The organism is Pseudomonas sp. GW821-FHT05D12 (genome assembly GCF_059419825.1).
This window is the reverse complement of the sequence record NZ_JBWKSN010000016.1, coordinates 99,679-121,346: the sequence shown is the minus strand read 5'-3', so window position 1 is coordinate 121,346 and position 21,668 is coordinate 99,679. Positions and strand designations below refer to the sequence as shown.

General features: G+C 59.9%; 22 protein-coding genes and 1 tRNA gene. 14 read left to right on the top strand and 9 right to left on the bottom strand.

Going from position 1 to position 21,668, the window contains the following annotated elements:
- Positions 1-46: 46 nt before the first annotated feature.
- From AC07SI_RS26280 to AC07SI_RS26270, 3 genes are all read right to left on the bottom strand, one after another.
- Complete coding sequence (locus AC07SI_RS26280) at positions 47-373, bottom strand: Arc family DNA-binding protein (RefSeq protein ID WP_003175643.1); 327 nt, start codon at positions 371-373, stop codon at positions 47-49.
- Between the two features lie 393 nt (positions 374-766).
- The gene (locus AC07SI_RS26275; protein WP_106802844.1) at positions 767-946 is read right to left on the bottom strand and encodes a PA3371 family protein; all 180 of its coding nucleotides are present in this window, start codon (positions 944-946) and stop codon (positions 767-769) included.
- A gap of 11 nt (positions 947-957) precedes the next feature.
- On the bottom strand, positions 958-1,185 hold the full coding sequence (locus AC07SI_RS26270; RefSeq protein ID WP_495006795.1) for a hypothetical protein: 228 nt from the start codon (positions 1,183-1,185) through the stop codon (positions 958-960).
- A gap of 326 nt (positions 1,186-1,511) precedes the next feature.
- On the opposite strand from AC07SI_RS26270, the gene AC07SI_RS26265 reads away from it, so the two are divergent.
- Both AC07SI_RS26265 and AC07SI_RS26260 read left to right on the top strand, forming a co-directional pair.
- Positions 1,512-1,588 (top strand) — tRNA-Arg (locus AC07SI_RS26265).
- Between the two features lie 287 nt (positions 1,589-1,875).
- The gene (locus tag AC07SI_RS26260) at positions 1,876-3,261 is read left to right on the top strand and encodes an MFS transporter (protein ID WP_495006794.1); all 1,386 of its coding nucleotides are present in this window, start codon (positions 1,876-1,878) and stop codon (positions 3,259-3,261) included.
- 57 nt (positions 3,262-3,318) lie between these two features.
- Here AC07SI_RS26260 and AC07SI_RS26255 read toward each other — a convergent pair whose 3' ends face one another.
- The 4 genes from AC07SI_RS26255 to flgA form a co-directional block, all read right to left on the bottom strand.
- The gene (locus tag AC07SI_RS26255; protein WP_495006793.1) at positions 3,319-4,068 is read right to left on the bottom strand and encodes a flagellar brake protein; all 750 of its coding nucleotides are present in this window, start codon (positions 4,066-4,068) and stop codon (positions 3,319-3,321) included.
- A gap of 96 nt (positions 4,069-4,164) precedes the next feature.
- Complete coding sequence (locus AC07SI_RS26250) at positions 4,165-4,635, bottom strand: flagella synthesis protein FlgN (protein WP_065909236.1); 471 nt, start codon at positions 4,633-4,635, stop codon at positions 4,165-4,167.
- Positions 4,636-4,683: 48 nt separating this feature from the next.
- Complete coding sequence (gene flgM, locus AC07SI_RS26245) at positions 4,684-5,007, bottom strand: flagellar biosynthesis anti-sigma factor FlgM (RefSeq protein WP_065909237.1); 324 nt, start codon at positions 5,005-5,007, stop codon at positions 4,684-4,686.
- A 140-nt stretch (positions 5,008-5,147) separates the two neighbouring features.
- On the bottom strand, positions 5,148-5,912 hold the full coding sequence (flgA, locus tag AC07SI_RS26240; RefSeq protein ID WP_065909238.1) for a flagellar basal body P-ring formation chaperone FlgA: 765 nt from the start codon (positions 5,910-5,912) through the stop codon (positions 5,148-5,150).
- 93 nt (positions 5,913-6,005) lie between these two features.
- Here flgA and AC07SI_RS26235 point away from each other — a divergent pair, with 93 nt between their 5' ends.
- From AC07SI_RS26235 to AC07SI_RS26205, 7 genes are all read left to right on the top strand, one after another.
- Entirely contained in the window at positions 6,006-6,938 is a 933-nt protein-coding gene (locus AC07SI_RS26235) for a chemotaxis protein CheV (RefSeq protein ID WP_106802849.1), read from the top strand.
- Positions 6,939-6,980: 42 nt separating this feature from the next.
- Complete coding sequence (gene cheR, locus AC07SI_RS26230) at positions 6,981-7,808, top strand: protein-glutamate O-methyltransferase CheR (protein ID WP_016979774.1); 828 nt, start codon at positions 6,981-6,983, stop codon at positions 7,806-7,808.
- A gap of 329 nt (positions 7,809-8,137) precedes the next feature.
- On the top strand, positions 8,138-8,545 hold the full coding sequence (flgB, locus tag AC07SI_RS26225; protein WP_003214246.1) for a flagellar basal body rod protein FlgB: 408 nt from the start codon (positions 8,138-8,140) through the stop codon (positions 8,543-8,545).
- 3 nt (positions 8,546-8,548) lie between these two features.
- Positions 8,549-8,992: a flagellar basal body rod protein FlgC gene (gene flgC, locus AC07SI_RS26220; protein WP_015885456.1), complete on the top strand. Its 444-nt coding sequence runs from the start codon at positions 8,549-8,551 to the stop codon at positions 8,990-8,992.
- Between the two features lie 15 nt (positions 8,993-9,007).
- Positions 9,008-9,733 (top strand): flagellar hook assembly protein FlgD, encoded by a 726-nt coding sequence (gene flgD / locus AC07SI_RS26215; RefSeq protein ID WP_065909244.1) that lies wholly within the window; start codon positions 9,008-9,010, stop codon positions 9,731-9,733.
- 31 nt (positions 9,734-9,764) lie between these two features.
- Complete coding sequence (gene flgE / locus AC07SI_RS26210; RefSeq protein WP_065909246.1) at positions 9,765-11,075, top strand: flagellar hook protein FlgE; 1,311 nt, start codon at positions 9,765-9,767, stop codon at positions 11,073-11,075.
- Positions 11,076-11,341: 266 nt separating this feature from the next.
- Positions 11,342-12,313 carry a hypothetical protein gene (locus AC07SI_RS26205; protein ID WP_495006792.1) on the top strand — a complete coding sequence of 324 codons (972 nt, stop codon included), beginning with the start codon at positions 11,342-11,344 and terminating at the stop codon, positions 12,311-12,313.
- A gap of 102 nt (positions 12,314-12,415) precedes the next feature.
- Here the strand turns inward: AC07SI_RS26205 and AC07SI_RS26200 are convergent, their stop codons facing one another.
- Positions 12,416-15,310: a ribonucleoside-diphosphate reductase subunit alpha gene (locus AC07SI_RS26200; RefSeq protein ID WP_065909250.1), complete on the bottom strand. Its 2,895-nt coding sequence runs from the start codon at positions 15,308-15,310 to the stop codon at positions 12,416-12,418.
- A gap of 784 nt (positions 15,311-16,094) precedes the next feature.
- Between AC07SI_RS26200 and AC07SI_RS26195 the strand changes: the two genes are divergently transcribed.
- The gene (locus AC07SI_RS26195) at positions 16,095-16,820 is read left to right on the top strand and encodes a response regulator (protein ID WP_495006791.1); all 726 of its coding nucleotides are present in this window, start codon (positions 16,095-16,097) and stop codon (positions 16,818-16,820) included.
- Complete coding sequence (locus AC07SI_RS26190; RefSeq protein WP_120449559.1) at positions 16,817-18,427, top strand: ATP-binding protein; 1,611 nt, start codon at positions 16,817-16,819, stop codon at positions 18,425-18,427. The genes AC07SI_RS26195 and AC07SI_RS26190 overlap by 4 nt, the downstream gene beginning before the upstream one ends.
- 16 nt (positions 18,428-18,443) lie before the next feature.
- Here the strand turns inward: AC07SI_RS26190 and AC07SI_RS26185 are convergent, their stop codons facing one another.
- Positions 18,444-19,160, bottom strand: coding sequence for a 4'-phosphopantetheinyl transferase family protein (locus AC07SI_RS26185; protein WP_106802854.1), 717 nt, complete (start codon positions 19,158-19,160; stop codon positions 18,444-18,446).
- Between the two features lie 143 nt (positions 19,161-19,303).
- Between AC07SI_RS26185 and AC07SI_RS26180 the strand changes: the two genes are divergently transcribed.
- Genes AC07SI_RS26180 through AC07SI_RS26170 form a run of 3 tightly spaced genes read left to right on the top strand, consistent with a single transcriptional unit; the run spans position 19,304 to position 21,651 of the window.
- Complete coding sequence (locus AC07SI_RS26180) at positions 19,304-19,612, top strand: hypothetical protein (RefSeq protein WP_495006790.1); 309 nt, start codon at positions 19,304-19,306, stop codon at positions 19,610-19,612.
- An 18-nt stretch (positions 19,613-19,630) separates the two neighbouring features.
- On the top strand, positions 19,631-20,308 hold the full coding sequence (locus tag AC07SI_RS26175; RefSeq protein ID WP_065909260.1) for a response regulator: 678 nt from the start codon (positions 19,631-19,633) through the stop codon (positions 20,306-20,308).
- Complete coding sequence (locus AC07SI_RS26170; protein WP_065909262.1) at positions 20,305-21,651, top strand: ATP-binding protein; 1,347 nt, start codon at positions 20,305-20,307, stop codon at positions 21,649-21,651. The genes AC07SI_RS26175 and AC07SI_RS26170 overlap by 4 nt, the downstream gene beginning before the upstream one ends.
- Positions 21,652-21,668 lie beyond the last annotated feature (17 nt).

Sequence of the window (21,668 nt, the reverse complement as noted above, 5' to 3'; positions counted from 1 at the left end):
GCAAAAAAAAGCCAGCACATGGCTGGCTTCGGCTTTCATTTGTAACTTAATTGGCTTCTGCGGCCGCCTCAACGTCGTGCGCGATAAGCGAGACGAGAGCATTTTGCTGGCGGTGGGAGAGCTGACGAAAACGCTGCAGCAGTTCGCGTTCGTGCAGCGACAGCTCGGGGCTGTCCAGGCGCATGCTCAACTCGTCGCCCAACGCACCTTCCTGAATGAGGCTCTGTTCCAGGCGCGCGATGATTTCGGAGTTCATGCTGCGGTGATGATTGCGAGCCACCTCGGCAATGCGTTCCCGCATTCCGTCTGGCAGACGTACGACGAACTTGTCAGCCGTACGGCTGGAATAAATTGCCTGTTTCAATGGGCGCATATATTTAACCGGTTAGTTCAGGGGAGCGGTTTTTGGAATTGGCCGCAAGATGAGTGTTAAGACAAGACTCACGACCAAAGTTCAACCCTAATTGCAAAGAGGCCGCATCATGCCTCAGATTTGACATTTCCTTGGCGTCAATTCTGTGACAAATATTGAACTGCCTAAAGGCTTTATGCCAGCACTCATTTGCATTTTTGCGGACTGGTTGGAAAACTTGTGCACGAGTGATCCCGCCAGGGAGCTTCCCGTAAGTCCAGGCCAGCACAGGGTTTAAGGCCGCACATCGTATAGCAAAGTGGCCTTTTGCCCTTATCTTTAAGACTAGTGGCAATTTGCCGATTTACTAGGACGAGGCGACATAAGGTAGGCGGGGGGTGATGCGAGAGGGTGTCAGCGTAGCACCGGGTCAAACTTGATTTTGCGGCCGACGATGAGCGTCAGCAGCAGCAGGCTTGCGCAGATGCCAGCCGCAACAAAGGCGGTGGTTTGCCCGTCCTGGGACTCGGCACCCAGACCCAGGATGCCAGTGGCGACGGTCAAGCACAGGAACAGCCAGGCAGATTTGGTCATCAGTTGTTTCCTCAGAAAACCCAGTGTTCGGAGGCAGGCGCCGTTTGGGTGCCTTGGGTCAGGCGCACCGGCGATTGCGCGTTGGGTGTCATCACCGCCAATTGCGGACGTTGCTGCAGATGGTGTGGCACCGCCTGGCTGATCTGGGCCGGGTCGTTGCTGCCGGTCGATTGGAAATGAAACATCACCAGTGCAGCCAGGGCTACGGTGTTGAGGGCTAACAGAAGGGCACTGTTCATGGTCATGTTCTCCGCTTAACGCCGTGGCTGAAGGGGTTTGTAGGAGAAGTATTGCAGGTCTCGTGCCAATCTATTATTTCAATAAAATCAATGGCTTGAGTCTACTTTAAAACGCTGAAAGGTTGCAATTTGCAATGCTGGCATTTTGAGGGAGTGCATTTTGCACGATGGCGCCCAAGTGCCCGTGTTTACGGGCCGAAACTGCATTGCGCCAGGCAAGGATTGGCCTACATTCAAAAAGCCAACGGACGACATGACAAAACCTACCTCGGCCGTTAACATGCACGCCGTCCGTCGCAGCGCCCCTGGCCTGATGGATGTCATTGGTCCCAGTAGCTCAATTGGATAGAGCATCCCCCTCCTAAGGGGAAGGTTGGCCGTTCGAACCGGCCCTGGGACACCAGATTCGCAGTTCACAAACAAGCCCCGTACAGCACCTGCTGGCGGGGCTTTTTTGTGCGCGCCGGGGCTTTTCACACTTGAGTCGAACCTTGCCGCCGATCGAGGTTCACAGCAGGTGCCGCCGGCTATTTTTCGCAACGCTGTACCTTGCATACCCTCCGGCAGCGTCTGAATCGTGAAGCAAAATAATCCCCGGAAACAGCGCCTTTCGCCTGTCCGGAACCTGCAACCCCGGACTATCATGCCGATAGCCCTGTCTCTTACTGCAAGGAGCCGCTCGGAACGCCGATGCGCCAGATCTGGAAATCTTTTCGAGCCCTTTATTTCGCCTCCTTGATGATGCTGATCGGCTCCGGCCTGCTCAGTACTTACCTGGCCCTGCGCCTGGCGGCCGACCATGTCGACAGCCTGTGGGTGGGTGCGTTGATGGCAGCCAACTACTTTGGCCTGGTGCTGGGCGGCAAGATCGGGCATCGCCTGATTGGCCGGGTCGGGCATATCCGTGCCTATGCCACCTGTGCCGGGATCGTCGGGGCGGCGGTGCTGGGCCATGGCTTGATCGATTGGCTGCCGGCCTGGATCGTGCTGCGTACGATCGTGGGCCTGGGGATGATGTGCCAGTACATGGTCATCGAGAGCTGGCTCAACGAGCAGGCGGACGCCAAGCAACGTGGCGTGGTGTTCAGCGGCTATATGATCGCGTCCTACCTGGGGCTGGTCCTCGGTCAACTGATCCTGGTCATGCACCCGCAGCTCGGCCTCGAGTTGCTGATGCTGGTCGCGCTGTGTTTTGCCTTGTGCCTGGTGCCGGTGGCCATGACTCGCCGCATTCACCCGGCGCCCCTGCATCCGGCGCCGATGGAGCCGCGCTTCTTTATCAAGCGCGTGCCGCAGTCGCTGAGTACCGTGCTGGGCGCCGGGTTGATCGTCGGTTCGTTCTACGGCCTGGCGCCGCTCTATGCCTCTCAGCAAGGGCTGACGACAGAGCAGGTGGGCCTGTTCATGGGTAGCTGCATTTTTGCCGGCCTGGTGGTGCAGTGGCCGCTGGGTTGGCTGTCGGACCGCTACGACCGCGCGCTGTTGATCCGTTGCTTTGCGTTGTGCCTGGCGGTGGCGGCGTTGCCCTTGGCGGTAATGACCCGGGTGCCGCTGGAAGTGCTGTTCGTGGCAGGCTTCGTGTGTTCCCTGGTGCAGTTCTGCCTGTACCCGCTGGCCGTGGCGTTCTCCAATGACCATGTGGAAGGCGATCGTCGCGTGTCGCTCACCGCCATGTTGCTGGTGACCTACGGCGTCGGCGCCAGTGTCGGGCCGCTGCTGGCGGGTGTGGTGATGAAGATGTTCGGCAGCCACATGCTGTACGCGTTTTTCAGCCTGTGTGCGCTGATCCTGGTATGGCGTATCCGGCCGAAAGCCGTGACCAACCTGCACCAGGTGGACGACGCACCCTTGCACCACGTGGCGATGCCCGACAGCATGTCCAGCTCGCCATTGGTGGCTGCCCTTGATCCGCGGGTGGATGAGCAAGTGGTGCAGGAGCAGATGCAGGTATCCGTACCTGAACCAGAGCCTGAAATCGAGCCCGAGTCTCCCGCTGATGAACCGGTGGTCGAGGCGCCAGTCGATCCGCTGGACCCGGACGAGCATCCCCATGATTTGAGCAGGGCACGCCCCTGAAAACAAAAAACGGGCAGATCCCCTCAGGATCTGCCCGTTTTTTTATGACGCCAAGCTTTAAAAATCGTCGTCTTTATCGAAGCGGCGTGCTTCGCGTTGCAGCTGGTAGACGAAACGCTCGACCTGGCGCTGCACCAGGCCACTCATGTTGTGAAAACGCATGCCGGCGAAGGTGGTGTTGATCTTCTCTTCGAAGTGCAGGTAACGCAGCTCGACCGAGGTGGTCATGCTGCCAAAGGGCAGGGCGGCGATGAAGCGGTCGTAGACCTGGCCCAGTTGCAGGCGCTCGGAAATATCGCCTTCAAAGCGCAGTTTGCAGCCGGTGGCGGAAATATCCAGCAATTTGCCACTGATCGGCGCCTTGAGTTTCTCGCCGCCCAGTTCGATGTTGACCAGTTGGGCCAGCTTCAAGGCGGCCCGGAAAGCATTGCGACGCTGATGGTAAACCACCTCGTCGGGCAAGCTGCCGGTGTAGATGCGGTGGCCGTCCTTTTCGCTGATGCTCATGGCGCCGTTGCTTTCCCACGCAACACGCACGCCGTCGTGGAAGCCTTCGATGCGGAACGGCTCACCGTTTTCCAGGTGGCGTTCGCCGTCACGCGGGATCATTTCATCCAGGGCCAGGGTGCCGCCCTCGCGGTCGACATCCACCAGGTAACTCTGGAAGCGTTGGCTGCGTTCGTGGAAGGTGATGATCAGCGGGTCATGGCTTTCTTGCAGCATCCGCAAGGTGCCGGCGATTTCCAGAGGCGTGGTGAGGACCTTGGGTGGCTGCGGGGCATCTTCCGCATTAAGGGCGTTGAACACGGTTCTTCCATCTCCAGACAAAATACGACTACACGCAAGAGCAGGCATTTTGCCAGTATGTGGCGCGACTTGGATAGGCCGCGCGGTAAACGGGCATCAGGCTTGGCTGCGGGTGCTTGGCTTGACCAGGCGCGAGGTGGATCCCTGGGCGTTGTAAAGCGCCGGAGGCTCACCGCCGTGAAGTATACGCAACTGGTTGGCGGTCGTAGCTTGCTGAAGCTGGATCGACTGACCGTTGAGCAGGTTGGCTTCCTGGCACTGGGCGAGCAATTGATTGAGTTCTTTGCTCTGGGCCAGCAATTGATCGCCGACCGAGGAGTGGCTGGCCAATTGTGCCAGGCCATCATGGTCTGCCGGCAGGCCGAGGCTGATGAGGATTTCGCTGCGTTTTTTGCCGTGCTGTTCCAGCAGGACAATCAGCGATTGTTTGCGCGCCAGAATTTCTTCCAGCAAGGGCATGTCCCGGCCGAAGAGTGCCAGGGATTCTTCTTTCAGCAGCTCGAGCAAGTGTTGCGTCGGCGCTAGATCATCAATGATCAGTTGAAGCAAATGTTCGTCGTGATGCATGGCTGGCCTTGGGGTTTAAGCGTCCAAAAGCCCGGCGCAGGCCTTTGCCTAGCGCTCGGCTTCGAAATTAAGCAGCTTGCTGGCTACACGGTTGCTGTCGACTTTATAGCTGCCATCGGCGATTGCCTGTTTCAATTCGGCCACACGGGCTTTATTGACTACCGGTTGATCGCGCAGCGAGTCAGTGACCTTCTGCAACTGTTGAGCCTCATTGCTCAGGTGTACGGATTCCCCGCTCTGGCTGGCGCTCGCCTGTTCTGCCTTCGCGGGCAGTGGCTGGGCCTTGGCTTCTACGCTGTCCTTGGTACCGCTGGTACGCGTAGGGCCTGACGTTGCCGGGGTGTTATTCAAACGACTGAAATCGATGACCATGATAAAAAACCTCTGGGTATTTGGACGCTTGCCATGTTTTCGGCCATACCCGGACAAACTTTAGGCGCAATTGACAATAAACTGCACAGGCCGGCACCCAACCCACAGTGTAGGAAAAGCCGGCGTCCGATACCAGCGGTCTATAGAGCCACCTCCACTTGACCGGGTGCCGTCACCCGCGCCTTGATCACCCGGTTCGAGTTGAGGTTCTTCACCCGGATCTGCTCGCTCATGCCGCCATTGGACAGCGCCTCGCCCGGCATCTTTACCTGCAGCGCGCCGCTGCTGGCGGAAATCACCACCTGGTCGCCCTTGCGGATCACCTCCGCCTGCTCCAGGTGCACCAGGGTAATGACCTGGTCGGTGACCACTGGTCGGGTCAGTTTTTGTCCGACGGCCTGGTCGAGGGAGGTCAGGTAGCCCTGATTGATCATGCTGATGTCGCGTTCGCGCAGGACAACGTCCTCGAAACCGATGATGCCGGTGCGTTTCAGCGGGCGGGCCACCACCACCACATCCCGGAACAATTTGACCTGCGCCGGCACGAACACGGTCCAGGGTGAGGCGCCTTCGCAGCGAACTTTCACCGTCACGCGGCCGATGGGCTGGGCGGGACTTTCCAGGGTGGCTGTCAATTCCTTGTCGCACATTGGCATGCGCAGGCGCGGATCGAGCTGGCTGACCTGGATTTCATAACGCCCGGGTGTCTGGGTGGTCGCCAGATAATCTTCTACAGTGAACTCAAGAAAGCCCTGAGTGACGCCGATAAGTAGATCAGGCAAGGTGACGTTATCGGCGCGGGCCGTGGTTCCCAGGCTCAAGGCGAGCAATGCCATCGAGACGCAGAGCAATCTGCAGTACCGTGGGAAGCCGGGGCGTCGGGAAACTGTCGTTTTAATATCCATGATCTGTAAATTGCAAAGCTCGTGCCGTTTAGTGTTGGGTGCGCGTCTGCCCTTTAGGGAACAGGCCAAAGGTTTTAGCGTAGGAGTAAAGGCATGGCAGGAGTAATGGATTCAGTAAACCAGCGGACACAGCTGGTAGGGCAGAATCGCCTGGAGTTGTTGCTTTTTCGCCTGGATGGCAAACAGTTGTATGGCATCAACGTGTTCAAGGTGCGGGAAGTGTTGCAGTGCCCCAAGCTGACGATCATGCCCAAGTCCAGTCCCGTGGTGTGCGGCGTCGCCAACATCCGCGGCGCGACCATCCCGATTCTCGACCTGGCGCTGGCCACCGGTTCGCCGGCCCTGCAGGATCGCGAGAATCCGTTCGTGATCATTACCGAGTACAACACCAAGACCCAGGGTTTCCTGGTGCGCTCGGTGGAGCGCATCGTCAACATGAACTGGGAAGAGATCCATCCGCCGCCCAAGGGCACTGGCCGCGATCACTACCTCACGGCGGTGACGCGGGTCGATAACCAGTTGGTGGAAATCATCGACGTGGAGAAGATCCTCGCCGAAGTGGCGCCGACCTCGGAATCGATTTCCGTGGGTGTGGTGGACGCCGAGACGGCACACAAGGCGATTTCCTTGCGTGTGCTGACGGTGGACGACTCCTCGGTGGCGCGCAAGCAGGTGACCCGTTGCCTGCAGACCGTCGGTGTGGAAGTGGTGGCGCTCAATGATGGTCGCCAGGCGCTGGATTACCTGCGCAAGCTGGTGGACGAAGGCAAGAAGCCGGAAGAAGAATTCTTGATGATGATCTCTGACATCGAGATGCCGGAAATGGACGGCTACACCCTCACGGCCGAGATACGCAATGACCCACGCATGCAAAAATTGCATATCATCCTGCATACTTCGTTGTCGGGTGTATTCAATCAGGCGATGGTCAAGAAGGTCGGTGCCGATGACTTCCTGGCCAAATTCCGCCCTGATGACCTGGCAGCCCGGGTAGTCGACCGGATCAAGGCAGCAGATCACGGCTAGGGGATGTCCCCTGGCGGTCACACGATTTAAGAGGCGGTATCATTGTCTACGGGTAATTTGGATTTCGAACAGTTCCGGGTCTTCCTGGAAAAAGCCTGTGGCATATTGCTCGGTGAGAACAAGCAGTACCTGGTATCCAGCCGTCTCAACAAACTGATGGAACAGCAGGGCATCAAGTCGCTGGGCGAGTTGGTCCAGCGCATCCAGGGCCAGCCGCGCAGCGGGCTCAAGGAAATGGTGGTCGATGCCATGACCACCAATGAAACCTTGTGGTTTCGCGACACCTATCCGTTTGAAGTGCTCAAGAGCAAGGTGCTGCCGGAAGCCATCAAGGCCAGCCCGGGCCAGCGCCTGCGCATCTGGTCGGCGGCCTGCTCCTCGGGGCAGGAACCGTACTCGATTTCGATGTCCATCGATGAGTTCGAGCGGACCAACATGGGCCAGCTCAAGGCCGGTGCGCAAATTGTCGCCACTGATCTGTCCGGCACCATGCTCACCAACTGCAAGACCGGCGAGTACGACAGCCTGGCCCTGGGCCGTGGCTTGTCCCAGGAGCGCCTGCAACGTTACTTCGACCCGAAAGGGGCCGGGCGTTGGGCGGTCAAGGCGCCGATCAAGAGCCGCGTGGAGTTTCGCTCGTTCAACCTGCTCGACAGCTACGCCAGCCTGGGCAAGTTCGACATGGTGTTCTGCCGCAACGTGCTGATCTACTTCTCGGCCGAAGTGAAGAAAGACATCCTGTTGCGTATCCACGGCACGCTCAAGCGCGGTGGCTATCTGTTCCTCGGCGCATCCGAAGCGCTGAACGGCCTGCCCGATCATTACCAGATGGTGCAGTGCAGTCCTGGGATCATCTACCAGGCCAAGTAAGATCAATGTGGGAGCCTGGCTTGTGTGGGAGCTGGCTTGCCTGCGATAGCAGCACCTCGTTGTGACTGAAAAAACCGAGGAGCCTGCATTGCGGGCAAGCCCTGCTCCCACACAAGCCCGCACCCACCATTGTTATGCGGCAAATCTCCTGAAAGCGGCAACCTCGATTGCCGCTTTACTGGCGCCACGCGGAAACCGCTTGCCGCTTTTCTGGCATTGCCGTCGGCAACCACCCTCCGAAACCCTTGATATACGGGCCTTGCCCGGATTGGCATGAGCCTTGCTATAACCCTGTTAACGAACAGCAGGTCAGCCTAAAGGTTTCCGCCATGAGCATCAGCTTCGATAAAGCGCTCGGTATCCACGAACAAGCCCTGGGCTTCCGCGCCCAGCGTGCCGAAGTCCTGGCCAACAACATTGCCAACGCCGACACCCCGAACTACAAGGCTCGGGACCTGGACTTCTCCGCCGTGCTCGCGGCACAGCAGGACAAGACCAAGAACGGCACCTTCGCCTTGAATATGACCAACAGCCGTCATATCGAAGCGCAAGGCCTGGGCAATGGTGACGAGTCGCTGCTGTATCGCACGCCGATGCAGCCATCGATCGACCAGAACACCGTCGACGCCCAGCTGGAGCAATCGGCCTACGCCGAGAACTCGGTGAACTTCCAGGCCAGCTTCACCCTGCTCAACAGTAAATTCAAAGGGCTGATGTCAGCCCTGCGTGGAGAGTAAGCCATGTCCCTGTCCAGTGTTTTCAATATTGCCGGCAGTGGCATGAGCGCGCAGACCACGCGTTTGAACACCGTCGCCAGTAACATCGCCAACGCCGAGACCGTGTCGTCGAGCATTGACCAGACCTACCGCGCCCGTCACCCGGTGTTCGCCACCATGTTCCAGGGCGGCCAGAGCGGCGGCAGCGATTCGCTGTTCCAGGACCAAGGCGCTGCAGGTTCCGGCGTGCAGGTGCTCGGTGTGGTGGAAGACCAGAGCAACCTGGAGGCCCGCTACGAGCCGAATCACCCGGCGGCGAACGAAAAAGGCTACGTCTACTACCCGAACGTCAATGTGGTCGAGGAAATGGCAGACATGATCTCCGCCAGCCGCTCGTTCCAGACCAACGCGGAAATGATGAACACCGCCAAAACCATGATGCAGAAGGTCCTGACCCTGGGTCAGTGATAAGGGGCGCCACTAATGGCCATCGTTGATACGACAAACAACACGGCAGTCCAGGACCTTTTCAACTCCAAGGTCAAGACCGCCACAGATAACAGCAGCGTCGGTGACGCCTCCAAGGCGGCGACGGGCAACCAGTCGCTGGGCAAGGACGCATTCCTGCAACTGCTGGTGACCCAGCTGAAAAACCAGAACCCGCTGTCGCCCCAGGACAACGGCGCGTTCGTGGCCCAGTTGGCGCAGTTCAGCAGCCTGGAAGGCATCAACACCCTGAACGACTCGGTGAATGCGATCTCGAGCAACTTCAGCTCCTCGCAAGCGCTGCAGGCATCGTCGCTGGTCGGGCGCTCGATCATCACCCAGACCGACAAGGCCCTGGTGGACACAAGCAAGAGCATGACCGGTTCGGTCGCGGTGACCTCTGCGGTGGGTAACGTCTCCATCAAGATCACTGACAAAGATGGCAACGTGGTGCGCACCATCGACATGGGCGCCCAGAGCGCGGGTAACTCCGACTTCATCTGGGACGGCAAGAACGACAAAGGTGAAGTGGCCCCCGCAGGTACCTACACCTTCGCGGCCACCACCAAAAATGACAAGGGCGACTCGGTAGCCCTGGCGACCTCGCTGCCCGCGACGGTGACCAGCGTGACGTTGAGCAAGACCGGCGGCGAAATGCTGTTGAACCTTGCAGGTGGCATGGGCAGCGTCAAGCTGTCGCAAATTCAGACTATCGGTACATAGAGCCGGCTAAATACGGCAGAGGGAGAGAAACATGTCTTTTAATATCGGCCTTAGCGGCCTCTATGCGGCCAACAAACAACTGGACGTGACCGGCAACAACATCGCCAACGTCGCGACCACTGGCTTCAAGTCGTCCCGTGCGGAATTCGCGGACATCTACGCCGCCTCCAAACTGGGCACCGGCCAGAACAGCATCGGCAACGGTGTGAACCTGGCGGCTGTGTCGCAGCAGTTCACCCAGGGTGACGTCAACAACAGCGGCGGTATCCTGGACATGGCGATCCAGGGTGGCGGCTTCTTCGTGCAGAAGGGCAGCGACGGCTCGCTGGAATACACCCGCAGCGGTGCGTTCCGTGCCGACAAAGATGGCTACATCACTAACAACACCGGTACTTCGCGCCTGCAAGGCTACGCGGCGGACGCCGATGGCAAAATCGTCAAGGGTGGCCTGGTCGACCTGCAGCTGAACCTGGCGAACCTGCCGCCGAAGGCGTCCACCAAAGTGGACTCCACCAGTAACCTGAATTCTTCGGACCTGCCGATCAATCAGACGGACCACCCGTTCGATCCGACCAAGACCGACAGCTTCAACACCCAGTACTCCACCACGCTCTACGATACCCAGGGCAACGCCCACTCGATGGTGCAGTACATGGTTAAAACCGATGGCAACGTCTGGCAGTCCTACACGCTGATTGACGGCCGTAACCCGGATGGCACGCCGATCAGCGGTACCGGTGCCGTTGCCCCAGTGCCGTCTACGCTGACCTTTGATACCTCTGGCAAGCTCGAAAAAATTGTCGGCGCCAACGTCAAGGACACTACCATGACCATTGACGACTGGAAGCCGGGCGGCCTGGTCGATGGCGTTTGGAAGGACAACGGTGCTGCTGCCAACACCGGCGGTATTGCCGTCAACATGGGTAACATCACCCAGTACAATTCCGCCAGCTACCGCAACCCGCCGGTCACCGATGGCTACGCCACCGGCCAGATCACCGGCCTGAAAATCGACGGCAGCGGTGTACTGTTCGCCACGTTCAGCAACCAGCAGAGCAAGGCTATCGGCCAGATCTCCCTGGCCAGCTTCAACAACGAACAGGGCCTGCAGCCCTCCGGCGGCACCACCTGGAGAGAGACCTTCGCCTCGGGCCAGCCGGGTTATGACAGCCCGCAAGCCGGGACCTTGGGTTCGATCGTGGCCAACTCGCTGGAGAACTCCAACGTCAACCTGACCAACGAGCTGGTGGACCTGATCAAGGCCCAGAGCAACTACCAGGCGAACGCCAAGACCATCTCCACCCAGAGCACCATCATGCAGACGATCATTCAGATGACCTGATGCAAAAGCGCTCGACAAGAAGCCCCTCGTAAGAGGGGCTTTTTTGTGGGCGTAGGAAAATAACCCATGACACTACAGGTTACGCGTTGAATTTCTGGGGAAGGAACACTCCATTTCTGTCTTGCCACTGATGGTCAAGAGCCTTGTCGGCTCACCAATCAGTGGGAGTGCCGAAGATGGGAAGTTCAGGAGTATCCGCCTCGGGGGCGCGGCGTAGCGCCTCTGTGGCTGGGGTTGCGCGAGGTGATTCGCCGCCCGTTAAACCTGTGGATCACACATCGACCGTCAAGTCGTTCCTCCAACAGTTGTTCGACGCCGAGAAAGACGGCAAAACCCAGTCGGTCCAGGACTTGCGCAACAAATTGAGTGAACTGCGTGAGAATTTGGGTGATGAAAAATTCAAGGAGATCCTCAAGAAGCTCATCGAAGAATCCGATAGCAAGTACCTTGAGCTTCTCAAGCGGCTGCTGAAGGAGTGGTTTCCCGATGCGGATGATGTCCCACCACCGAACACGCCACCGCCGGGAGGTGGCGGAGGGGGGGGTAGGGGCGGCGGTAGAGTGGACCCTGCGGGGTTTGGTCCTGCCGAGCAAATGGGTAATCGGCCTTACACAAAAGGGCAGAATTATTTCAACTACAAGCCTGATAACAGTAACCCCGGGCAAAAGCCGGGAACTGGAAAAGAACAGGGCAATATCTGGACGGGTTTCAAGCAAGGGCCTGACGGCAATTGTGTGACGGTTTCCGCAATTAAGGCCGCCATGATGCGGTATGGCAAGGAGCCTACAGATGTATTCAAGGAGGTAAAAGAGGCGGGCGATGGCTATGACGTGACGATGCGCGATGGATACAAGGTTCATTTTTCCAAGGAAGAATTCAAGCTGGCGGCAAAGGAGGCCCGATTCGAGGGCGATGATCCTTCGATGATAACGTCTGCCAACTTCATATTTGCCGCGAGCGCCAAGCGGGCCCAGATGGAAAACAACGACGGTAAGGGCGCGCGCAGTTTCGAGCAAGCCATCCAGACCCTCAACGATGGAGAGTATTCGCGAGAAGGTTTGGACCGCATAGGACTGAAGGGGCTTTACAGGCCGGCGACCGATGCCGACTTGAGAAACAGCAAAGTCGGGACAGTGGAGTACAACGGTCATTCGATGGCGGTGATTAACGGTCGCATTGAGTTGTGGGGGCAGCGGGGCGGCGTGCCTGCATCGGGTATAGCTACCGTGTTGATCTAGTCTCGTACGGGGTTTTTACCGGGCAAAAGAAAGCCCCCGATACACGTTAAGTGTATCGGGGGCTTTTCAGCGTTGGGGGGTTAGCCCCAGGGCGGGCTCAGCTTATTGGCAAGCTTCGCAATCCGGCTCGTCAATCGCGCAGGCCTTTGGCACTGGCGCCGGGCCGGCCGGGGCGGCGAGCACTGAATCATCACCGTGATTACCGCTGGACACAGCGTTCAGCTTGCCGGTGTTGATGGTCGACTTCTCGGTGCTGGTCGCGGCCAGGGCACGGAGGTAGTAAGTGGTTTTCAGGCCACGGTACCAAGCCATGCGGTAGGTCACGTCGAGCTTCTTGCCCGATGCGCCGGCGATGTACAGGTTCAGCGACTGAGCCTGGTCGATCCACTTCTGGCGACGGCTGGCGGCGTCCACGATCCACTTGGTGTCCACTTCGAAGGCAGTCGCGTAGAGCTCTTTGAGTTCTTGCGGGATGCGCTCGATCTGCTGCACCGAACCGTCGTAGTACTTCAGGTCGTTGATCATGACCGAGTCCCACAGGCCGCGGGCCTTGAGGTCGCGAACCAGGTACGGGTTGATCACGGTGAATTCGCCCGACAGGTTCGATTTCACATACAGGTTCTGGTAGGTCGGTTCGATCGACTGCGATACGCCGGTGATGTTGGCGATGGTGGCGGTCGGTGCGATGGCCATGATGTTGGAGTTACGAATGCCTTTCTGCACACGGGCACGTACCGGCGCCCAGTCCAGGGATTCGTTCAGGTCGACATCGATGTACTTCTGGCCACGGGCTTCGATCAGGATCTGTTGCGAGTCCAGCGGCAGGATGCCTTTGGACCACAGCGAACCCTGGAATGTCTCGTAGGCACCGCGCTCGTCGGCCAGGTCGCAGGAGGCCTGGATCGCGTAGTAGCTGACCGCTTCCATGGATTTGTCGGCGAACTCGACCGCAGCATCCGAACCGTAAGGAATGTGCTGCAGGTACAGCGCATCCTGGAAGCCCATGATGCCCAGGCCAACCGGACGGTGCTTGAAGTTGGAGTTCTGCGCCTGTGGCACCGAGTAGTAGTTGATGTCGATCACGTTATCGAGCATGCGTACAGCGGTGTTGACGGTGCGTTCCAGCTTGGCGGTGTCCAGCTTGCCGTTGACGATGTGGTTCGGCAGGTTGATCGAGCCCAGGTTGCAAACGGCGATCTCGTCCTTGTTGGTGTTCAAGGTGATCTCGGTGCACAGGTTCGAGCTGTGGACCACGCCGACGTGCTGCTGCGGGCTGCGCAGGTTGCACGGGTCTTTGAAGGTCAGCCATGGGTGGCCGGTTTCAAACAGCATGGAGAGCATTTTGCGCCACAGGTCTTTGGCCTGGATGGTCTTGAACAGCTTGACCTTGCCTGGGTACTCGGTGAGGGCTTCGTAGTACTCGTAGCGCTCTTCGAAGGCCTTGCCGGTCAGGTCGTGCAGGTCCGGAACTTCGGAGGGCGAGAACAGGGTCCACTTGCCGTCATCGAAGACGCGCTTCATGAACAGGTCAGGGATCCAGTTGGCGGTGTTCATGTCGTGGGTACGACGACGGTCATCACCGGTGTTCTTGCGCAGCTCGATGAACTCTTCAATGTCCATGTGCCAGGTTTCCAGGTAGGCACACACAGCGCCTTTGCGCTTGCCACCCTGGTTCACGGCGACGGCGGTGTCGTTCACCACTTTCAGGAACGGTACAACGCCCTGGGACTTGCCGTTGGTGCCCTTGATGTACGAACCCAGTGCGCGCACCGGGGTCCAGTCGTTGCCCAGGCCGCCGGCGAATTTGGACAACATGGCGTTGTCGTGGATCGCGTGGTAGATGCCCGACAGGTCATCCGGCACGGTGGTCAGGTAGCAGCTGGACAGCTGTGGACGCAGGGTACCGGCGTTGAACAGGGTCGGGGTCGACGACATGTAGTCGAAGGACGACAGCAGGTTGTAGAACTCGATGGCGCGGTCTTCTTTCTGCTTCTCTTCAATCGCCAGGCCCATGGCCACGCGCATGAAGAACACTTGCGGCAGTTCGAAGCGGATACCGTCCTTGTGGATGAAGTAACGGTCGTACAGGGTTTGCAGGCCCAGGTAGGTGAACTGCTGGTCGCGCTCGTGGTTGATCGCCTTGCCGAGTTTTTCCAGGTCGAAGGTGGCCAGGACCGGGTTCAGCAATTCGAATTCGATACCCTTGGCGATGTAGGCCGGCAGGGCCTTGGCGTACAGGTCGGCCATCTCGTGGTGGGTGGCGCTGTCGGCGACTTTCAGGAAGCCCAGGCCTTCGGCACGCAGGGTGTCCATCAGCAGGCGCGCGGTCACGAACGAGTAGTTCGGCTCGCGTTCAACCAGGGTACGGGCGGTCATCACCAGGGCGGTGTTGACGTCGGTCAGGGCCACGCCGTCGTACAGGTTCTTCAGGGTTTCGCGCTGGATCAGGTCACCGTCGACTTCTTCCAGGCCTTCGCAGGCCTCGGTGATGATGGTGTTCAGGCGGCCCAGGTCGAGTGGGGCAAAGCTGCCGTCGGCCAGGGTGATGCGGATCGACGGGTGCGCTTGCACGGCAGCTTCTTCAGCCGGGGAACGTACGGCACGTTCCTTGGCGCGCGAGTCACGGTAGATCACGTAGTCGCGGGCGACTTTCTGCTCGCCGGCACGCATCAGGGCCAGTTCGACCTGGTCCTGGATTTCTTCGATGTGGATGGTGCCGCCCGATGGCATGCGACGCTTGAAGGTCGCGGTGACTTGTTCGGTCAGGCGGGCAACGGTGTCGTGGATGCGCGACGAAGCGGCAGCGGTGCCGCCTTCAACTGCAAGAAACGCTTTGGTGATGGCGACGGTGATTTTGTCATCGGTATAAGGAACGACAGTGCCGTTACGCTTGATCACACGCAATTGGCCGGGCGCGGTGGCGGACAGATCCAGGTTCGAATCAGCGGCCTGCGGCACGGAGCCTTGCGGGTTCTCGCGAGTTGTGTCGGTTTGCATGGGGGGTTGTCTCCACATTCTATATTTATTTGGGCACCATCTCGGTGCCCACCGTTCCGTCCTGAAGCACTTACAACAGGCCTGTGGCCTGGCATAACAACTTCGGGACAGGAGGAAGGGAGCTATTCGCGCCGCTTCCATGCCGAAGTCTTCGGTTCAAGGCGTAAAAGCCTCTGGCCGTATTCCTGTTGGGTGACAGTCGCCCGGTTCAAGCGCTGCAACACCCGTACCGTTTTGCGCTGTTGAAGCGTGAAACGGTTGCCATCCGCGTGCGCGGTGTGGGCTTTCAAAAAATGCTTTGGTTAGACCAAACAGGAGCAAGAAAGGGCTTGAGTTTCTTGTCTGATTTGTGTTGGGTCTTTTCGCTCAAAACCCTACATGTAGGGTTTTTTTAGCGCCGAGCTACAAGATAATGCGTTTTGGGGGGCTTAGCAACGCACTACCTGTGGATAACGCTGTGGGTAAAATGTGTATGAAACGTGGAACAGCCGTGTAGGCCGCAGTACTGCTGGATTCAGCCGTTTGTCACCGAATATTCCAAGATAAAAACAGCCGATTGGATTTTTGAGGGCGCGAACCCTATCACAAAAAAATGCGATCACCGAATGGATTTCCCGGCTTGTGCTTGAGGGTTGGGGCATGGCTACAATCGGGGTTTGTTATGCCCTCAAAACATTACAAATAAGGTATGCCGGGCGCAGATCAAACAGGTGGATCGGGCAATCTCGCTCCCCCCTTTGACGGCACTGGCTGACTAATCCCTTGATAAAAACGAGGATCACGCATGGAGCAGGAAGCCTGGCAGGTATTGATTGTCGAGGACGACGAGCGATTGGCCGAGTTGACCCGTGATTACCTGGAGAGCAATGGCCTGCGGGTTTCGGTCGAGAGTGACGGCGCCCTGGCGGCGGCACGCATCATCGCCGAACAACCCGACCTGGTGATCCTCGACCTGATGTTGCCTGGGGAAGACGGCCTGAGCATCTGCCGCAAGGTCCGCGAGCACTACGATGGCGTGATCCTGATGCTCACCGCGCGTACCGACGACATGGACCAGGTGCTCGGCCTGGACATGGGCGCCGACGACTATGTGTGCAAACCGGTGCGGCCGCGCCTGTTGCTGGCCCGCATCCAGGCCCTGCTGCGGCGCAGCGAACCGGCGGAACCTGCCGCCGTGGAGAACCAGCGCCGCCTGCAGTTCGGCCCGCTGGTGGTCGACAACGCCCTGCGCGAAGCCTGGTTGCACGCGGGGGAAATCGAACTGACCAGCGCCGAATTCGACCTGCTGTGGCTGTTGGTGGCGAATGCCGGGCGCATCCTGTCCCGCGAAGAAATCTTTATCGCCCTGCGCGGTATCGGCTATGACGGCCAGGACCGCTCCATCGACGTGCGCATCTCGCGGATCCGCCCGAAAATCGGCGACGATCCGATCCACCCGCGCCTGATCAAGACCATTCGCAGCAAAGGCTACCTGTTTGTCCCCGAAGCCGCCGCTGATCTGCCGCTGTGAACTCGATCTTCCTGCGCATCTATGGCGGCATGTGTGCGGCGCTGATCCTGGTGGCGTTGCTCGGCGTGCTGGCCTTGCACCTGCTCAACGAGGTGCGCAGCGGCCAATACCGCGAGCGCCTGGCCCATGGCACCTTCGCGCTGATGGGCGACAACCTGCAGCCGATGAGCGCCATCGAGCGTCAGCGCGCCCTGGCGGTGTGGGAGCGCCTGCTCGGTATCCCGCTGCAATTGCGCACCCTCAGCGACGCCCAGTTGGACCTCAGCCAGCGCAATCGCCTGCAACGCGGTCAGGTCCTGGTAGAACAGACCGGCCCCCATGCGGCACGCGTGCTGCGCCTGGTCAGCGAGCGGGAGCAACTGGTGTTGACCGGTGAAGTGCAGCAGATCAGCGAACAACTGGCCCGTGCGACGATTTACCTGCTGGCCGATGAACTGGTGCGCTTCCCGGTGGCCGAACAGCCGCAACGCCTGGCCGCTATAAAAGAAGCCAAGGGCTTTGGCTTCGAGATGCACCTGATGGCCCTCGACCAGGCCGACATGGACGAAGACCAGCGTCGCCGCGTGTCGGAAGGCGATACGGTGATGGCCCTGGGCAAGGGCGGCGATTCGATCCGCGTCTTCGCCGGCATGGTCGGCACGCCCTGGGTGCTGGAAATCGGCCCACTGTTTCAAATGAACCCTTACCCGGCGCAATGGCTGATCCTGATCGCCTTGATCGGCCTGAGCCTGATTGGCCTGATCGTCTATCTATTGGTGCGTCAGCTGGAGCGGCGCCTCAAAGGCCTGGAAGCGGCCGCGACGCGTATCGCCAAGGGCAACCTGGAGGTGCGCGTGCCAGCCCGGGGTGCTGACTCGGTAGGGCGCCTGGCCGCGGCGTTCAATGGCATGGCCGAGCACTTGCAGCAATTGCTCGCCATCCAGCGCGAACTGGTGCGCGCGGTGTCCCACGAGCTGCGCACCCCGGTAGCGCGCCTGCGCTTTGGCCTGGAGATGCTCGGCGACGCGACCACCGCTGACGCCCGGCGCAAATACCTGGAAGGCATGGACAGCGATATCCAGGACCTCGATGGCCTGGTGGATGAGATGCTCACGTATGCGCGCCTGGAGCAGGGCGCGCCGGAGCTGAATTTCCAACGGGTGGATCTCGATGCGCTGCTCGATCAGGTCATCGGCGAATTATCGCCACTGCGCCCTCAAGTCGTGGTGAGTCGGGGCATTTGCCTGTCTTCGGCGCATTGGGATGACGCCTGGGTCGACGCCGAACCGCGCTATCTGCACCGCGCCCTGCAAAACCTGGTGAGCAATGCCATGCGCCACGCCCAGGGCCAGGTCTTGATCAGTTACCAGGTGGGGCAGGTGCGCTGCCGTATCGATGTGGAAGATGATGGCCCCGGTGTGCCGGAGAGTGCCTGGGAGCGCATTTTCACGCCGTTCCTGCGCCTGGATGACAGCCGCACCCGCGCCTCTGGCGGGCATGGGTTGGGGTTGTCGATTGTGCGGCGGATCATTTATTGGCACGGCGGGCGGGCGTTGATCAGCAAGAGCAACAACTTGGGTGGGGCTTGCTTTAGCCTGAGTTGGCCGCGAGACCAGGATAAGCCTTGATAGTGCTATCGCCCAATCAGGCGCCTACCGCCACCAGGCTCAACAGCTGTCCGTCATCCAGCGCAAACTGCCCCGTCAATTCCTTGCCATGGCACCACTCTTCGGACAAATCCGTCAGCAGTCGCAGCCGCAGGTGACCGGCCTCTGACCACTCCACCACCTCGGCATGCTCGAAATAGAAGCGCTTCTGCACGATCGGATAAAGCGCCTTGAACAGGCTCTCCTTGGCCGAAAACGTCAGCGTCACCAGCAAGGCGACCTGTTCGCGAGGGAGGGCGGCCATGCGCTGCAGTTCATCGGCGGTCAGGATTTCCCCGGCCAGGCGTTCCGCGCGCTCCAGGCTCAGGATGTTCTCCAGGTCCATGCCCAGCCCGCGCCATTGCGCCTTGTGCCCGACAATCGCGGCGGCATGCCCGGTGCTGTGGGTGATCGAGCCACTGATATGCGCCGGCCACACCGGTGCGCGGTCGTCGCCAATCGCCGGCACACAATCCAGGTGATCCAGCCGTTGCAGGGCGGCGCGGGCACACAGTCGACCGGCAAGAAACTCGGCCTGGCGCTTAGCCACCGAGCGCTGGATGCTCGGCGGTGGCGGCACGGCGCTGCGCTGGAAATCCCCGTCAGCCAGCAAGGCCGGGTCAAACCGGGTGCTGAGAAATACCGTGCCCGGCAAGGGGGCGGGCAGCGGCCAGTGGGCATCGAGTGGGGTGCAGCAAGCGGGTAGGGGATTCATGGGCGGTATTTTGCCGAGTTGCTGCGCCGCCGGATAGCCCGCAACGGTTCAGGCGAGGTTCAGAGCCTGTTCAGGGGGAGTTCAGGGGCGTTTGCGTAGGCTGGTCTCAACACACCACAGCCCTGCGCGTATGAGGTAACACCATGACTGCGATCAAAAAGCTGATGTTGGCGTTGACCATGCTGAGTGCCACTACCGGGGTCCAGGCCTCCGATGGCGCCTTTGCAGGATTCGGTCGTGAGAAAACCAAGAAAACCAGCACGCTGATCCAGCGTGTGAGTTTCGACGATGCGGGCAGCCAGCCCACGCCCTGGGGCCAGTCCCTGGGCCTTGCGGCCCCGCAGCAGGGCTATCGCGCCGGTTATCAACACCTGACCGGCCAGTACAATGGCATTAAAATGCGCCAGCAAGACTTGCAGGGCCGCTATGATATCCCCCTGTCGGACAGTTGATTTGCTTTGGAGAGCCTTATGAAATTGCTGGTGGTGGAAGATGAGGCGCTGCTGCGTCATCACCTGTTTACCCGCCTGACCGACAGTGGGCATGTGGTCGAGGCCGTGGCCAACGCCGAAGAGGCCCTGTACCAGACCGGCCAATTCAATCATGACCTGGCGATCATCGACCTCGGCCTGCCCGGCATGGGCGGCCTGGACCTGATCCGCCAATTGCGCGCCCAGGCCAAGACCTTCCCGATCCTGATCCTCACCGCGCGCGGCAACTGGCAGGACAAGGTCGAAGGCCTGGCGGCGGGCGCCGACGACTACGTGGTCAAGCCGTTCCAGTTCGAAGAGCTGGAGGCGCGGATGAATGCCTTGTTGCGCCGCTCCAGCGGCTTTACCCAATCGACCATCGTCGCCGGGCCGTTGCTGCTGGACCTCAATCGCAAGCAGGCGTCCCTTGACGAACAGCCGCTGGCACTGACCGCCTACGAATACCGGATCCTCGAATACCTGATGCGCCATCACCAGCAAGTGGTGGCCAAGGACCGTTTGATGGAGCAGCTCTACCCCGATGACGACGAGCGCGATCCAAACGTGATCGAAGTGCTGGTCGGCCGCCTGCGCCGCAAACTCGAAGGCCCGGCGGGGTTCAAGCCGATCGACACCGTGCGCGGCCTGGGCTACCTGTTCAATGAGCGCTGCCGTTGATTCGCTCGCTACGCGTGCGCTTGATGCTGGCGGCCGCCACCCTGGCCGTGCTGTTCATGCTGGGGTTGTTGCCGGCCATGCAGGGGGCGTTCAGCCTGGCGTTGCAGGATTCCATCGAGCAGCGCCTGGCGTCGGATGTCACCACCCTGATTTCGGCGGCACGCGTCGAAAACAACCGGCTGCTGATGCCGGCGCAGTTGCCTGACGAACGTTTCAACCTGACTGACAGCCGCCTGTTGGGCTACATCTATGACCGTGAGGGCCACCTGGTGTGGCGCTCGCGGGCGACCAAAGAAGAAAACATCAACTACAAGCCGCGCTATGACGGACGCGGCAATGAATTTGCGCGGATTCGCGAAGCCAACGGCCAGGAATTCTTCGTCTATGACGTCGAGGTCAAGCTGCTCGGCGGCAAGAGCGCGGCGTTCAGTATCGTCGCCCTGCAGCCGGTGCGCGAATACCAGCTGACCCTCGAAGGCCTGCGCGAAAACCTGTACCTGGGCTTCGGCGCAGCCTTGCTGGTGCTGCTGACGTTGCTATGGCTGGGCCTGACCTGGGGCCTGCAAGCCTTGCGGCGCCTGAGCCAGGAACTCGATCAGATCGAAGGTGGCACCCGCGAAAGCCTCAGCGAAGAACATCCCCGTGAACTGCTGCGCCTGACCGGCTCGCTCAACCGTTTGCTGCACAGCGAGCGCGAGCAACGGGCACGCTATCGCGACTCCCTCGACGACCTGGCCCACAGCCTGAAAACCCCGCTGGCAGTATTGCAGGGCGTAAGCGAGGACATGGCCCAGCGTCCGGAAGACCGCGACCAGGCCTGGGTCCTGCAATCGCAGATCGAGCGCATGAGCCAGCAGATCAGCTACCAGTTGCAGCGCGCGAGCCTGCGCAAAAGCGGTCTGGTACGCCACCAGGTGCGCCTGGAACCGGTGCTGCAAAGCCTGTGCGACACGCTGGACAAGGTCTACCGCGACAAACGCGTGACCGTGTCTTTTGATCTGCCGGAAGAGTGCGACGTACCGATCGAGAAAGGCGCCTTGCTCGAATTGCTCGGTAACCTGCTGGAAAACGCCTACCGGCTGTGCCTGAGCGAAGTGCGCATCAGCCTGGTGGAAAGCCTGGAAGGCACCGAGCTGTGCATTGAAGACGACGGGCCCGGGGTGCCACCGGATCAGCGTGCACGGATCCTGCAACGGGGCGAGCGGCTGGACCGCCAGCATCCGGGGCAGGGCATTGGCCTGGCGGTGGTCAAGGACATCATTGAAAGCTACAGCGCGCGGCTGACCCTGGGTGATTCACCGTTGGGTGGGGCGGCGTTCAAGATTCACTTTCCGGCGGTGTGAGCTTTATCGGCGGTGAT

Excerpts from the sequence above, each read along its gene's own strand:
- flgA (WP_065909238.1), bottom strand. The coding sequence starts at position 5,912 with ATGGATATTAAAACGACAGTTTCCCGACGCCCCGGCTTCCCACGGTAC.
- AC07SI_RS26275 (WP_106802844.1), bottom strand. The coding sequence starts at position 946 with ATGACCAAATCTGCCTGGCTGTTCCTGTGCTTGACCGTCGCCACTGGC.
- AC07SI_RS26175 (WP_065909260.1), top strand. The coding sequence starts at position 19,631 with ATGAAATTGCTGGTGGTGGAAGATGAGGCGCTGCTGCGTCATCACCTG.
- flgE (WP_065909246.1), top strand. The coding sequence starts at position 9,765 with ATGTCTTTTAATATCGGCCTTAGCGGCCTCTATGCGGCCAACAAACAA.
- AC07SI_RS26270 (WP_495006795.1), bottom strand. The coding sequence starts at position 1,185 with ATGAACAGTGCCCTTCTGTTAGCCCTCAACACCGTAGCCCTGGCTGCA.
- AC07SI_RS26250 (WP_065909236.1), bottom strand. The coding sequence starts at position 4,635 with ATGCATCACGACGAACATTTGCTTCAACTGATCATTGATGATCTAGCG.
- flgD (WP_065909244.1), top strand. The coding sequence starts at position 9,008 with ATGGCCATCGTTGATACGACAAACAACACGGCAGTCCAGGACCTTTTC.
- AC07SI_RS26195 (WP_495006791.1), top strand. The coding sequence starts at position 16,095 with ATGGAGCAGGAAGCCTGGCAGGTATTGATTGTCGAGGACGACGAGCGA.
- flgM (WP_065909237.1), bottom strand. The coding sequence starts at position 5,007 with ATGGTCATCGATTTCAGTCGTTTGAATAACACCCCGGCAACGTCAGGC.
- flgB (WP_003214246.1), top strand. The coding sequence starts at position 8,138 with ATGAGCATCAGCTTCGATAAAGCGCTCGGTATCCACGAACAAGCCCTG.
- AC07SI_RS26180 (WP_495006790.1), top strand. The coding sequence starts at position 19,304 with ATGACTGCGATCAAAAAGCTGATGTTGGCGTTGACCATGCTGAGTGCC.
- AC07SI_RS26185 (WP_106802854.1), bottom strand. The coding sequence starts at position 19,160 with ATGAATCCCCTACCCGCTTGCTGCACCCCACTCGATGCCCACTGGCCG.
- AC07SI_RS26280 (WP_003175643.1), bottom strand. The coding sequence starts at position 373 with ATGCGCCCATTGAAACAGGCAATTTATTCCAGCCGTACGGCTGACAAG.
- AC07SI_RS26200 (WP_065909250.1), bottom strand. The coding sequence starts at position 15,310 with ATGCAAACCGACACAACTCGCGAGAACCCGCAAGGCTCCGTGCCGCAG.
- AC07SI_RS26260 (WP_495006794.1), top strand. The coding sequence starts at position 1,876 with ATGCGCCAGATCTGGAAATCTTTTCGAGCCCTTTATTTCGCCTCCTTG.
- AC07SI_RS26235 (WP_106802849.1), top strand. The coding sequence starts at position 6,006 with ATGGCAGGAGTAATGGATTCAGTAAACCAGCGGACACAGCTGGTAGGG.
- flgC (WP_015885456.1), top strand. The coding sequence starts at position 8,549 with ATGTCCCTGTCCAGTGTTTTCAATATTGCCGGCAGTGGCATGAGCGCG.